Genomic DNA, 13,342 nt, shown 5'->3' with positions numbered 1-13,342 from the left:
AGAATGAAAATAGCGGTATTCGGACTTGGGTATGTGGGCCTTACGGCTATGTGCTGTCTGGCAGGAGAGGGGCATGAAGTTGTCGGCTTCGACGTGAATGAGACGAAGGTCTCCTCCATCAATAGAGGCCGATGTCCAATTGTGGAGCCAGGACTGGACGAGTTGCTGAAGAGGGGCCTAGCGGAGAGGCGAATTAAGGCCTGCGTCAAGATCGACGAGCAGCTCGACGCGTGCGATGTGGCGTTCGTTTGCGTGGGGACGCCGAGTCTGCCGGACGGCGCGCACAACATGAGCTACATTGCCGAGGTGACGCGGCAGATCGCATCTCACATCAAGAAGAGTGCAAGTCCGCTGACGGTCGTTTATCGCTCTACAATTCGGCCCGGAACGATCGAGGGCCTGATCGCGCCCATTTTCATTGCTGAGTTGGGCGAGGACTTTGAGCGGCTCATCGAGTTGGTTTACGACCCCGAGTTTTTGCGTGAGTCGTTTGCTATCAAGGACTACTTCGATCCCCCAAAGGTCATTATCGGCACGCGCGGCGGAAAGCCCTCGGCGAAGATGGCGAAGCTGTGCAAGGACCTCAATGCCCCAATCTTCTATGTCCGTTATGCCGAGGCCGAGTTCACCAAGTTCGCCGACAACACCTGGCATGCGATCAAAGTTGGCTTTGCGAACGAGATCGGGCGCGTCTGCGTCTGTCTTGGTATCGACCCCGCGAAGGTGCATGAAATCTTCGTCTCCGACACGAAGCTGAATATCTCGCCCTACTACCTGCGCCCCGGCGGACCTTTCGGCGGCTCCTGCCTTCCGAAGGACGTACGTGCTCTTCAGCACATGTCGAGCGAGGTCGGCGCGTACACGCCACTCATCGGCTCCGTAATACACTCAAACGACGTGCACAAGCACTTCCTGTTTGAACTGTGCACAAAAGGACTGAAGCCGAACGCAAAGGTTCTCATGCTGGGCATCTCCTTCAAAGATAACAGTGACGATTTGCGCGAGAGTCCGGGCGTCGACCTGGCGCGCAAGCTCCTGCGCGAAGGTTACGACCTCTCGATCTACGATCCGCACGTTGAGCCCTCTCGGCTGCTGGGGCAGAACCTCGGATACGCCTTTTCGAGCCTGCCCACGTTGCGTAAGATCCTGATCGGGCGCGAGCAGGTCGAATCGCAATATTTCGATCTCGCAATCGACACCAAGGGGTGGGCCGGGCAGTTAACCCTTCATGCGGCGCGCATCGAAAACCTCAGCTCTCTCAGGATTGTTCATGAAATTTCCAAAGACCATGAAGGTGCAACGGACTAACCGTCCGCTGCGCATCGCCGTAGTGTATAGCCGTACGCCGCTACCTATGCGTCGCGCGGACCAGATGACCGTCGCTCATCTGCTTGCTTTTCTGAAAGCACGCGGACACGCTATAGACCTTTACTGCGTGAACGCCGGAGGAGTGCCCGATGCCGAAGATTTGCGCTGGTTGCGCCAGACCTGCCGTCGCGTGGAATTGTATAAGCACACCATCGTCTCGATTCTGCGTGGGCTGCTAAAAATCCCCCGCCTCCCGGTCCAAGTAGCGCTGTTCTCCCATGCCGCACAGGAGCGCGAGGTCCGCCGCCAGATCGCAGCGGGAGCGTACGACATCGTTTATACCTATTATGTCCGCAGCGCCGAAGTCGTCGCCGGGCTGGGTCGTGAATCGTCTGACGATGCCGAAGACGCTCGTCCCGCGACGTTCCTCGCCATGCAGCTCTCGCAGACGCTCAACACGCACCGCATAGCGAGCAACGCGCCGACCATTCTCTACAAGGTGTTCTATACGCTGGAGAGCTGGCTTATGGCACGCTACGAAGCCCGAATCTGGCGAAAGTTTACTCGCACGGTTTTGATCGGGCCGAAGGACTATGAGGCGATCAGCGAGGCCTGCCGTAAAGAGTCGCTGCCGGTCATCAATAACCACGTCTTTGTAGCGCACGGCACCGACATAGACCGCTTCTCCCGCACTCGCGTTTTGGAGAAGCCGAACCATCTGGTCTTTAACGGAGTCATGCGTACACCGACCAATATACAGGCCGTGCAATGGTTTGCAACGTATGTGTGGCCGCTTATTCAAGCGCAACGCCCCGATGTGACGTGGTCCATCGTCGGGCGGGAGCCTTCAGCCGAAGTGCTGAAACTCGGCGAGCTTCCTGGCGTCACGGTAACCGGAACCGTTCCCGATCCCTCGACATATCTTGCTGAAGCCACGGTCTGCATTAACCCGATGCAAGCTGGGGGTGGAATGCAGAACAAGTTGATCGAGTACCTTGCGGCCTCGAAGGCGGTCGTCGCAACGTCTGTCGCCAATGAGGGCATTGGCGCAACCAAAGGCGAACATCTCTTGATCGCAGATACTCCCGAGGAGTTTGCTGAAGCTGTGCGGATGCTGCTCGAGGACTCCGCGCTGCGCTTGCGACTCGGTCAAGCTGCCCGCCGCTACGTGGTCGAACATTGGACCTGGGAAGCGCACTTCATGAAGCTCGAAAGCGAGTTTTATCGCGCATTGAACATCGGTGCCAATGCGCACGTTGCCGGAGCAGGGCGAGATTGAACGATGAGTCGGTTTTCAGACAAGCTCAATGTGCTTTCGACCTTTTCCTTTGTTGCAGGCTCGCGCATGGTCGGTATCTTGCGCGAGATGATAATCGCCATCGTGTATGGGTTCTCATCGTCCACGGACCTGTTCTACCAGTTAACCGCTCTGCCAACGTACATTCTCACCTTTACGGGTGGTCCGTTTACAACTGCGCTGGCGGCATCTGCCAACCAGCCGGGCGCGCCTGAGCCACATTCATATCTTCCGATGTTACGTCGGCGACTGCTTCAGTGCGGCGTAGCGGCGGGTGTTCTGCTGTGGTGCGGTGCACTTGTTTTTGCGTTGCGCCATCAGCGCAGGTTGGAAGTCACGGTTGGCGCGTCGTTCATCGCTCCCGCTGTCACGCTCGTCACGCTGCTGGGGCTGGGCACAGCGTTCATGAATGCCCGGGGACTCTTCGCGCGCGCCCAGGGGTTGCTCTTTTTCAACAACATTGCATTTGTCACTTTGATTGCAGTCGGCAGTCTCTTCCGAAAGAAGCCATTCTTGGTCACTCCGGTCCTTTGCGGAGCGTATCTGGTAGCAGCCGTCCTTGGTGCATGGCTCTCAGACCGCTTCTCTAAGTCCGAGACGGGGCAGGGGAGCGTCACCGCCCCGCTGCTTCCTGGCTTCATTCAATTTTTGAGCTACGCTAGTCTCGAAACCGGAGGATTCGTCGCCACCCAGTTTGTTGTGCTGTTCTGCGCCTCGCACGCAGCAGTGGGAACCGCGTCGGCTGCGGCGCTGGCACAACGCATCGCACTTTCAGTGCAGGGATTTCTCGTCCTGCCCGCCACCAACATGCTGATGGTGAAGATCGCACAACGTCCCGAGCGTCAAAGGGCAATTTTTGTTACCAGTGTACTCGCTACACTTGGCGGCCTCACAGTATTTGCAGCCGCCGTAATCCTTGCGCTCGGTCCGGCCGTTCACTTTCTAACAAGACACAGCCATGGCCCCAGCAACAACGCCGTAATGTTAACTTCGCTGCTGCCGAGCTTTCTCGTCTGGCTTGTCGCAATGGGTACGAACGCCATGGTCGCGCGCCTTTCGTTCGTTGTCGGCCGCGGCCGCTTGTACACCTTGACGACCCTAGCGGCGTATGTAGCCGCAAACGTTGCGCGCTTAGTGGCGTTCTTCAGTAGCAACTTTGGGAACGTAGTCCTGTGGGGAGCGCTGGTGGAACTCGCGGTAGTCGGCGTGCTTGCCGCTTGGGTGGCATTTTCGATGCGAGGAGAAGTTCACTGCAGCTATCTTCCGAATGAGGGTCAGTTGAATGCCCAGTAAAGCGATCAACGGACAATCGGGTGGAGTTTTTCTGACAGCGAAGCGGTACTTCATGCGGGCCAAAAAATGGTCGCGGTACGCCTTCGGCAACAGCTACCAGCACATTGAGCAGGGGCGAGGACGCTGTTTTGTTGCTGGGCGGCTGGAAGGCTACTTCAACGACTTACAAGGTAAGGCTGACTGGAAGGGAGAAACTGGCCCACTCGGTGTGCCCCTTGTTAACACGGACACAACGCGCAGCTTTGCATTCCCAATCGCAATTCTTCAATGGGGACTTGGCAACTGGGACCGATGGCTTTTGTCTGAGCGGACAGATTCTGATGCACTCCGGAAAGCCGCAGCTGCGGGACAATGGGCGCTTGATGCCATGACTGATCGTGGCGGGTGGCCCTGCTGGACTGGGCTCCGGCGGCCGGTGATCTCGGTCTATTCCGCAATGGCTCAGGGACAGGCGCTTTCTCTCATGTCCCGCCTTGCTGCCCTGGGCGATGCTGATGCGACTCGCCTCCGCGAGTGCTGCGCGCGCGCTTACTCGCTTCTCGTCGAGACGTCGGGCGAAGGTCTCGTCTCAACCTATAAAAATTCCCGTGTTCTTGAAGAGTACCCTGGGGGCGCGCTTCGGGGAGTGTTGAATGGATGGATTTTTGCACTCGTTGGAATTGCCGACTACGCGCTTTTATCTCAGCGGCAGGACGTTACGGCGTTCTCTAGCTATTGTGCGCATGATTTAGCGGAGTGCCTGCCGAGTTATGACTCAGGTAGATGGTCGTACTACGACCTGAAAGGCAACTTGTCCAGTCCTTTCTACCACTCGCTCTGCATCGTGCAGTTACGAACGCTAGCCGAAATATTCCCCGCATATGGCGGCCGTTATCACGCATTCGCTAATGTTTTCGAGGCATACGAGCGTTCGTGCATTTGCAGGGCAAGAGCTATCGCCGCAAAGTTTGTGCAGAAGCTGCGTCAGGTGGAGATGGGAGAAGTCGAATGACGGGCGACAAGTTACAAATGATTGTCTACACCGAATGTATCGGCTCGGGGCTGGGCCGTGAAGTGAGTGATACGGCCGCTGCGTTGCAGCAGCTCGGCGCGTCAGTGCACTACATCGCTCCGCTGCAGGACTATGAGCCAGTTGTCTCCGCTCGCACCGTTCTGCCCATGTCGCGTCGCAAGTTCGGATTGAGGAAACTCTTGACGATGCTCTCTGTGTCGGTCATCGGAGCGTTCAAGATTCTAGTGCATGCCAAGAGGGACACGCTCGTCGTGATTGTTTGCTTTGGGCCGCAGGTCCCGGTTTCGTTAGCGCCTCTGCTCGCTGCGAACGTGCGGGGTGCGCGAACTATCTACAGGCTCGATGACATTTACCAGCACACATTGCGTTACCCGCATTCGTTACAAGGCGCGGAGCGATGGCTCTATCGGCTGGCATACCAAAACTGTGACGGAATCGGTGTCATGAGTCCCTCGCTGGCCGAGCGCTTGGTACAGCAGATTGGCATCCCACGCTCACGCATATTTCACATGAAGCACGGAACCCTCTCCTATGACGGAGTTTCGCGTGGCGCGGCTTCGGACGAAGAGCCAACGGTCCTTGTTGTTGGCTCATTGCGCCCGAACAAGAAAGTTGCGGAGTCAATTGAGGCCGTTCAGGTTCTCCGCAGAAATGGCGTGAATGTACGGTTGCGCATCGCCGGCGCCCCTAGACGCGAAGACGCAAAATACTGGCGGGCGTGCGAGACGCTGATCGCAACGGCTCCTGACGGTATCGACCTCCGCGTGGGATTTGTGCCGGAAGAAGAGATGCCGTCGGTCCTCTCCGGCGTTGACGCTTTGCTGTGTCCGTACAAGGGATTCGGGTCCGAAAGCGGTGTAGCTAACATGGCGCTATCCAATGGCTTGCCGCTGATCGCAACCCGCGAGAGTATCCCCGCAATCGCGACCGATCTGGGCATGGCATTGACCAAAGTTGTTGACACTGCGACATCCGAAGAAATCGCCTCTGCAATTCTGGATTTCTATAGTCTCCCGATTTCCGCAAGACTCGAAGCCGCAGAGACGGCTCGGCAAAGGCACTTTCCGGTCACAGGCTGGATTGAGGCCGCACAAAGCATTCTGGAATACGACGCGACTCTCTGACTTAGTTTACCTCGCGACCAGAAGCGACTCGGTGATCGCATCCAGCCAACTGCGGCTGGAAACGCTCGTCGAGCCACTCTCGCATATTCGCGAGAGACGAACAGCTATTGGCCGCAGCCGAGCTACAGGGTGGAAAAGCCCAGCCGAAAGCGAGCCCTGCATTCTGCAGGTACCTGAGTATGAGCAGCGAAATCAGTGCGTCCCGGCTTCCGTCTGCAAGGCATGATCTAGGAAGGTCTAGACGATCATTCAGTCAGGTCGCAAGTATCCACGCTTTTGCGGCCCAACCGGCGTTAGATTACGCCAAACTCGGCGCTGTCCTTGATTGGGTGATGAAGACCCCCATCTCGGTCGAATGCAGACGTTAAGTGGTCGTTTTGTTGCGAATGATTACGAAATGTATCTTCTGTGAAGAAGAACCTCAATATCAGAGACACACCGCAATTGGATCCTCTTCTTCTCTTTATCTGAATTGTTGAGATAGCCACGAAAACACGGAGCTTGAGTGAATGCACGTCCTTTATGTGACCAAGCGACTTCCGTTCGGCGATGAGGAGACCTTCATTTTTCCGGAGATGGAGCAGCACATCGCGCACGGTTACCGGATCTCGATCTGTCCGGTGCAGGGTGGACGGATTATTCATAACTCGGGAAAGCGCTTCCTTCCCATCACGCTCGCCGATTCTTTATTTTCGGTGAGGTTCATGCCGCCGCTGCTGCGAGCAGTGCTCCTGCGTCCCCGTAAGCTGTTTGGTGCGCTGCGCGATCTCTTGTGTTCGCGTCCGCCGCGCTTACTCTTGCGTAACATTGTTGTATTTCCGAAAGGAGTGTGGCTTGCCGAGAAGGTCCGCGAACTGAAAGTGGACCACATCCACGCACACTGGATTGCTGTGCCTTCCACGCTGGCGATGATAGCCTCGCGGCTTTCAGGAGTCCCGTTCAGCATCACCGCGCACCGTTACGACATAGCCCAGAAGAACTTGCTGCCTCAGAAGTTCTTGCAGGCGGGGTTTGTGCGCGCCATCAACGAGCGTGGGGCGACCGAACTGAAGAGGGCGATTCCGGAGGTGAACGCCTCGCCCGTGGTGGTGCACATGGGAGTTTGCCTGCAGAGGAATGCGATACCGCCGGTCCGCCCGGCGGACGGCTCACTCCGCATCATCTGCGCGGCGCACTTTGTGGAGGTGAAGGGCCATCAATATCTACTGCGCGCCCTGGCACGAGCGGGCGAAGGCGGCTGCCGCATTACTGCGGAGTTTTGCGGCTCAGGCCCTCTCGAACCAAAATTGAAAGAGCTCGCTAGAACGCTTGGGCTTGCTGAACAGGTGAAATGGCACGGAGTCGTCTCGCACGATGAACTGCTCACGAAGCTTGTCTCGGGATTCTACGACGCGGCGGTTCTTCCAAGCGTCACAACGGCTTCTGGCGCGCAGGAAGGAATTCCTGTGTTTCTGATGGAAGCGATGTCCGCCGGTCTGCCGGTTATTACAACGCCCAGCGGAGGCATCACCGAACTCGTCGGTCCGGATCGCGGTATCATCGTCCCGGAAAGAGATTCCATAAAATTGGCTGAGGCCCTCCTTGCGCTTTCGCGCTCGCCGGAGAAGCGTCATGAGCTTGGCATTCGAGGCCAGGATTGGGTTGCGGCGGAATTTGATATCTCCACATGCGCGGCACGTCTGCGTCAATTGATGGAATCCCCCGGTAGTCCAGTGAATATTTCCGCGGGGCGTGGTAGATGAAACTTATTTTGTTGTGGGTCCTCGTTCTTTTTGTGGCAATTGCCTCTGGAAATAACGCTGCCTGCACAGGCAAATTTCCAGATCTGCAATGGAGCGGTGAAAACTGGTATATCTATAGCGCGCCCACTCAATCTCCGGAATTTCCAACTCCCGAAACAATCCGCTTCACCCTGAAGCCAGGCATGAGACCGTGGCCGGACGTGCTAGCCGTAGAACGGGCAGAGATTGTGAGCACAAGATGCTGGCCGTACGATCAAGACATTTGGGTGGAGTTTGACCTGAAGGTTCATGACATCCCAAACATTACGTCTCCTTGGGTCGTTGTCGGTCAGCTGCATCAGACGGAGGATCCTGGAGAGCATGGTATGACCCCCATTTTCGCGCAGTACCTTTTTAAGGGGCACGTCCTTGAGATAGTTGCGCGATCCTCGCGAGAAAGACCCATGACGAGAAATGCAATCGATAACGTTCTTTATCGAGACGACGATTACGTCCTCGGCACTTGGGATCACTGGAAGTACCACTTCCGCGTGACGCGCGGAGATGATAGTGGACTTGTCGAGGGCTGGCGCAACGGCAAGCACATCTTCCGGTACAAAGGCCCGTTCGGTTACAACGAGACTAGAGGTCCTCATTGGCAGATGGGCATATATCGCAGTACCTCGTCGGAGACCATCACTGTCGAATATAGGAACTACAAAATCATCTTGGGCGAACAAAATAGCTTCCGCTCAAACCGGAAACGTGTTTCCCCGTGGGGGCTGTAATCAGCTCGCAGCAACGTGTTTGCTTCCCTGCATTATCGGAGTTGTCGTGGTTCTTCTCAGGCGCGATGTGCCGACCTTTAGCATCAGCTTTCCGAACGACCGAAAGTGATGCTGCAATTTCGATACTCGACCGTAATTAATTCAGGAGCGGAGGAGCGATAGGCGCCCAACTGCCAGTGCGGTCCGACCACATCGTTGTAGCCCACCGGACCCTGGTAATCGATTACTTGCTGTCCGTTGCGCCACGATTCCACTAGTCCGTTTCCGCTCCCTGGGACTATGCGGAAATGGTACTGCCACTGGTTCCAGACTCCACGCTGGAATTCATCGTCTCTGTACAGAAGAATTGATGGCGGAGTCTTAATGAGTTGGGCCTCCGGAGAGGCACGAGCAACGACCTCCAAGGTGTGGTCATTGACAAGATACTGCGCAAAAATCGGTGATATACCTTGCTCTCCGGGGTCCCCCGTCTGGTGCAGTTGTCCTATAACGAACCATGACGAAGTAATTGGTGGACCGTCGTCCACTTTCTGATCGAATTGAACCCAGACATCCTCGCCGTACCGCCAATTCGTGGTGCTCACAATTTCGGCCCGGTCAACCAGATCTGTATCTGAAAGTGGACGTTGACCTTGATCTAATGAGAACTTGGCGGACTGGGAGTTTGGAAGAACTGGTTGTTCATCTGGCGCCATATAGGGGTACCAGTTGCTGTTGCACCATTCGATGGTGTGCGCTACAGCAGTCTTGCTCGGGGTAGAGGGATTTGACCCGCATGCTACAAACTGCAGCATCACTAGCCCCAATCCTAAGTACTTTGCGAATGATGTTGTCTTGGATGTTCGAAACTTAGGGCCTAAGATGGTCGGACGAACGAGCGCCCACATGGTGTTGACCTCTCCAGTGGTGCTCTAGGCACTCGCGATAATCTGGCAATTCGCCACTCCGCTAATTGCGAACTGCGGCACTCTCAGGTGCTCGGGGTTGTTCTGGTGCTACCTACTGAATTTCGTTCTCACCAAGGCCTTGCATCGGGGACAAGAGATTTCGATCATTCCCGTGACAGCACATTTGGCCAGCATCCTCCTGCACTGAGGACACCGTAGCAGAGTGATTGTTTCGATTTCGGAAATGGATGAATCCACAACTAAGAGACGAGGCTCCGTTTGGCTTCGGGATGTTTTTGAAATCGGGTTCATGGGTTAAGAATGAGTTTTCCTCTTCAACTGTATCGGCATCTTGGCTACCAGCTTTAGCCATTGCTCCGCATGCTTCATGGTTATGCACTTCTCAGACCAAAAAAGAAGCTGATCAAGTTGACGGCCGTGAAGAACGCCTATCGTTAGTGTTAACGCAAATGGAATCAAAGTAGGCCGATGCCAGTGGTAGCTGGGCAATTTTATGGCTTCGACCTGATGTGCAATTCAAGAAGACGCCAACTAGGTTTTTGGATTGCTTAAGCAACGCGAAGGCCTTAAAGAACTCTTGCCTTGAGCGTCTCCGCAGGCCGCGGAACGATAGATCGCACACAAACCTACTACCTAAAGCGGTAGGCGATAGTCGAGTCCAGCTTCGGAAAAGGATTTCACAGACGCGGAAAACAAGTTCTCTTGCTGTAGTGGTTCCAGCTCTTTGATCCCGAAACAATTTCTAACCCAAGCGAAATAGATTGCGCGACCGTTCATCTGGTCACGTTTCTTCCATTTGGCAGGGAACAAACCGACATGGGCGTACTTCCTGCGAAACGGTTCTGTCTCAATGGACACTAGAACCATAAGAAAGGGCACGCCTTGGAGAGTCCAAAGCAGCTAGTGAGCTGTCTCAAACCACGGCAAGGGTTTCGAGTCAAAGCAGATGGTTCTCAAGGGGCAAGGTCATGTTAGCGTTGGCCTAGAAACAGGGTCAGCACATTGCGAAAAGTAACAGTTTAGAGCCGCTTTGACAGAGAACAATCCGTATTCACGACCTAGCCTAAAGTTCATATCCTGAAAGGAATCTTCTCCCATGGACACAAGCCGAGCGTGATCGATTAGACAAAGCGATCGCGGCGCTTGAGGCAATTCACTCCGGTCAACAGGCCCCGGTCCGGCGCGGGCGCAAGCCGAAAAGCACACCAGTGCAGGACTAGGAGAAGAGTCCCAAGAGGGTGCTCAGCCCAGAAGCTAGAAGGCGCATTGCCGAGGCGCAGAAGAAACGCTGGGCAGCACAGAAGAAAAAGTCGAAATAAGCTAACTGGATAAGATAGGGTTCTGCGGGAGGTGCATAGAAGCTTCCCTGTATTTCCACCCTGACCCTAGCCGCCGAACCTCGGAAGGGTGCTGTCTTCGACAACGGCGCGGGGATTGGAGGCAAATAACAGGTCCGCAGCAACAGAGCCGAACCTCGAAGAAACTATCTTTCGTGCAGCTGAAAGAATTGGCGTGCGATGCCTCAGCCCGTGACCATCAGACGCGACAATATCAACCAAGCCTTGTTGCAGCAGGTTCATTGCAAAGCGCTTTGATTCCTTCCCCCAGAAGCCAGTTAGCGAATTCGCGGTCACCTGCACGGCACATCCGAGGTCAACGTACTCATATAGTCTAGCCGGATTGTGCAGAAAAATTGGGTTGCGCTCCGGGTGGGTCAGGATGGGTACCATCCCGTGCGACAGCATTTGTGAAACGAGATAGGTAAGTGCCGGAGGAATGAACAGATCATCGAATTCCACCAGAACATACCTAGTCTGCCCAATCGAGTAGCTGTGTCGATCCGCCAGCGAGCACTCAATGTTGCGATGGCTCAAATGCATGTCGCAGCCCAACGTAAGTTGTAAGTTCGGCACCCTCCGGCTCAATTCGGACACTACATCCTGCAGTTCCTTCCGATCGTACTCGTATTCGTAATTGGAGTGTGGCGTGGCGACAATGTGCCTGATACCATCGGCGACCGCCATCCGGCACATTTCAAGTGAGGTCTCCCAGTTCTGGGCTCCGTCGTCGATAGCTGGCAATATATGGCAGTGCAAATCGACCATATCGGCCCGTTCAAGATGTTCTGCGGGCGTCCGGTCTGAAAAGAATTTAGGAAAAAGCATGATATGTATGGACCTAGTTTGACATAAGAGAGTGGCTATACGAACTCCTATCGCGTCTGTATGCGCCTTTTCCAGAAGTAAGGGGACGAGCGATAAGATTTCACCGGGCAGCACGATGGCTAGAAGATGCTGAAGAGGTTGTAGGCGCCAATCGTGGAGAGAGATGGATCCGTGGAGTGCATCAAAGATGCTTCTAGCATTGCGTCGGCTTCGCACCGTGGCGAGCTCATTATGCGGGTGTACCGGGCGTGGCTCCCGAGCTTCTGGCAAGGAACCTTCCTGCAGGCTCTCCGGCCCGGATTAGCATTTTGATTTCAGAAGGCAGTTTGCCGATGATCTCAAGTCGGCGGATGGAGGACTTGCTACACCCAGCGACCAGTGCGAGCGTTGCGATGGAGAGTTGTAACCTGCGTAACCGAGTGATCGCATCAGCACGCGCTATGACGTCCCAACATCCCCAATTCTCACGTAAATCATGAATCACGTTGTATAGGTCTGTACGGAACAAATGGAATCTCCTTTCGATCGGTTCTCTGGGACGCTCCGGTTCGAGAGCGGACAGGTGTTGAAGGTTGTGGGGAGTTAACGAGTTGAAGACGGTTTGCATCAGCCTAGAGCTGGAGTCTTTGGACTGGATTGGTGCTGAAGCTGCTGGAGGTGACCTTCAGGATCTAGTCACGACAGATCGGAAGTTGGTGCACCATACTCAAAGGAGTAAGGAGATGGAATTGACGTTCATAAACGTCGGCGGGAACCATTGCCTCACCATGGTCTTCGTCAGTTGCACCCATGAGCGTACTAGTTTTGGAAATTGAGGATGAAGTTTCTATATCATGCTGCCAAGACTATTTTGGGATACTCCGAGCCCGCGGAAGTGAGCCTTGTCAGCTGCTTAAGCGCTACTCCCTAATAAGTAAGAGTAACGGTAATGGTGTCGGAATAACTGCCAGGGGTAACGTACTGCCCTGCGGGAATGCTGCCGTATACCGTGACTGCCTGTGCAGTTCCTGTGCCCGTCTTCGCAACGGTGTCCGTGCCAATTGTGTTTCCCCAATTCGATGTGTATCCGGAATCCCGGTACAAACTGTAGCTCAGTGTTGATGAGGAAGACGATCTCATCTTTCGAGTCGATACCGTTGCACCGGACGCAGTCCCCGAATCAAGGGAGATATTGTACGGAGTTGTGTTTGTGCAGATTGCAGTGATTGTCGAGGTACTGGTGAGCCGTGCCCCGGAGTAAGAACCGAATGCAAGCGTGCTGGCCGAGACAGTGCACTTGGCTTGCACCGTTGCCGAAATGATAAGTGTGGTGGTCGCTGAGTTTACAGTGTCCGTGTATGATCCCGGAGTGGGATACTGGTCTGCCGGAACTCGTCCGTAGACGGTGACCGTTGTATTGCCGGATCCCGTTACTTCGGTTCCTGTAGTATTCCCCCAATTGAGCGTCCGTGCCGAATCCATGAAGAGTTGATAGTTGAGGGTGGCGCCACTCGGTGAAGTCATGAAACGGTTGGTGACTGTTGCTCCCGTCCCTGTCCCCGGTCCCATGGGAATCTCCCAAGAGGTTCCATTGCAGTTTGTAACCTTTCCAGTGGCGGTGCTGTCGATCTGAGCACTGGTGTAAGTTCCAAATGTCAGCGCAGTAAAGCTCAGCTTGCACCCTCCACCGCCCCCTTGTGCAAGCGTGTTTGACACTGCGACGGCAAGGAGAAAAAACAAAACTATT

12 protein-coding genes are annotated in these 13,342 nt (G+C 55.0%); 7 read left to right on the top strand and 5 right to left on the bottom strand.

Translation table 11 applies throughout. The annotated features are described in order from the left end of the window. The first annotated feature begins 3 nt into the window (after positions 1-3). The 7 genes from AC6IZD_RS16805 to AC6IZD_RS16775 all read left to right on the top strand — a co-directional run bounded on the left by AC6IZD_RS16805 (position 4) and on the right by AC6IZD_RS16775 (position 8,543). Complete coding sequence (locus tag AC6IZD_RS16805; RefSeq protein ID WP_497784638.1) at positions 4-1,308, top strand: nucleotide sugar dehydrogenase; 1,305 nt, start codon at positions 4-6, stop codon at positions 1,306-1,308. Next, entirely contained in the window at positions 1,271-2,587 is a 1,317-nt protein-coding gene (locus tag AC6IZD_RS16800) for a glycosyltransferase family 4 protein (RefSeq protein WP_497784636.1), read from the top strand. The genes AC6IZD_RS16805 and AC6IZD_RS16800 overlap by 38 nt, the downstream gene beginning before the upstream one ends. Positions 2,588-2,590: 3 nt before the next feature. Further along, positions 2,591-3,898 (top strand): hypothetical protein, encoded by a 1,308-nt coding sequence (locus AC6IZD_RS16795; RefSeq protein ID WP_497784634.1) that lies wholly within the window; start codon positions 2,591-2,593, stop codon positions 3,896-3,898. After that, complete coding sequence (locus AC6IZD_RS16790) at positions 3,888-4,889, top strand: D-glucuronyl C5-epimerase family protein (RefSeq protein ID WP_497784633.1); 1,002 nt, start codon at positions 3,888-3,890, stop codon at positions 4,887-4,889. Before AC6IZD_RS16795 ends, AC6IZD_RS16790 begins: the two co-directional genes overlap by 11 nt. Then, on the top strand, positions 4,886-6,034 hold the full coding sequence (locus AC6IZD_RS16785) for a glycosyltransferase family 4 protein (protein WP_497784631.1): 1,149 nt from the start codon (positions 4,886-4,888) through the stop codon (positions 6,032-6,034). Before AC6IZD_RS16790 ends, AC6IZD_RS16785 begins: the two co-directional genes overlap by 4 nt. Before the next feature lie 509 nt (positions 6,035-6,543). Beyond that, the gene (locus AC6IZD_RS16780; protein ID WP_497784630.1) at positions 6,544-7,776 is read left to right on the top strand and encodes a glycosyltransferase family 4 protein; all 1,233 of its coding nucleotides are present in this window, start codon (positions 6,544-6,546) and stop codon (positions 7,774-7,776) included. Next, positions 7,773-8,543 (top strand): heparin lyase I family protein, encoded by a 771-nt coding sequence (locus AC6IZD_RS16775; protein WP_497784629.1) that lies wholly within the window; start codon positions 7,773-7,775, stop codon positions 8,541-8,543. Before AC6IZD_RS16780 ends, AC6IZD_RS16775 begins: the two co-directional genes overlap by 4 nt. An 83-nt stretch (positions 8,544-8,626) precedes the next feature. On the opposite strand, the gene AC6IZD_RS16770 is transcribed toward AC6IZD_RS16775, so the two are convergent. From AC6IZD_RS16770 to AC6IZD_RS16750, 5 genes are all read right to left on the bottom strand, one after another. After that, entirely contained in the window at positions 8,627-9,238 is a 612-nt protein-coding gene (locus AC6IZD_RS16770) for a heparin lyase I family protein (protein WP_497787596.1), read from the bottom strand. Between the two features lie 300 nt (positions 9,239-9,538). Then, complete coding sequence (locus tag AC6IZD_RS16765; RefSeq protein WP_497784627.1) at positions 9,539-9,742, bottom strand: Com family DNA-binding transcriptional regulator; 204 nt, start codon at positions 9,740-9,742, stop codon at positions 9,539-9,541. 1,094 nt (positions 9,743-10,836) lie between these two features. Beyond that, positions 10,837-11,616 carry a tyrosine-protein phosphatase gene (locus AC6IZD_RS16760; protein ID WP_497784626.1) on the bottom strand — a complete coding sequence of 260 codons (780 nt, stop codon included), beginning with the start codon at positions 11,614-11,616 and terminating at the stop codon, positions 10,837-10,839. A 229-nt stretch (positions 11,617-11,845) separates the two neighbouring features. Beyond that, positions 11,846-12,124: a hypothetical protein gene (locus tag AC6IZD_RS16755; RefSeq protein ID WP_497784624.1), complete on the bottom strand. Its 279-nt coding sequence runs from the start codon at positions 12,122-12,124 to the stop codon at positions 11,846-11,848. A gap of 398 nt (positions 12,125-12,522) precedes the next feature. Next, complete coding sequence (locus AC6IZD_RS16750; RefSeq protein ID WP_497784623.1) at positions 12,523-13,335, bottom strand: Csu type fimbrial protein; 813 nt, start codon at positions 13,333-13,335, stop codon at positions 12,523-12,525. Positions 13,336-13,342: the final 7 nt, after the last annotated feature.

The organism is Koromonas humicola (genome assembly GCF_059726255.1).
Note: the sequence above shows the minus strand (reverse complement) of the source record. Positions and strands in the feature narration are given on the sequence as shown.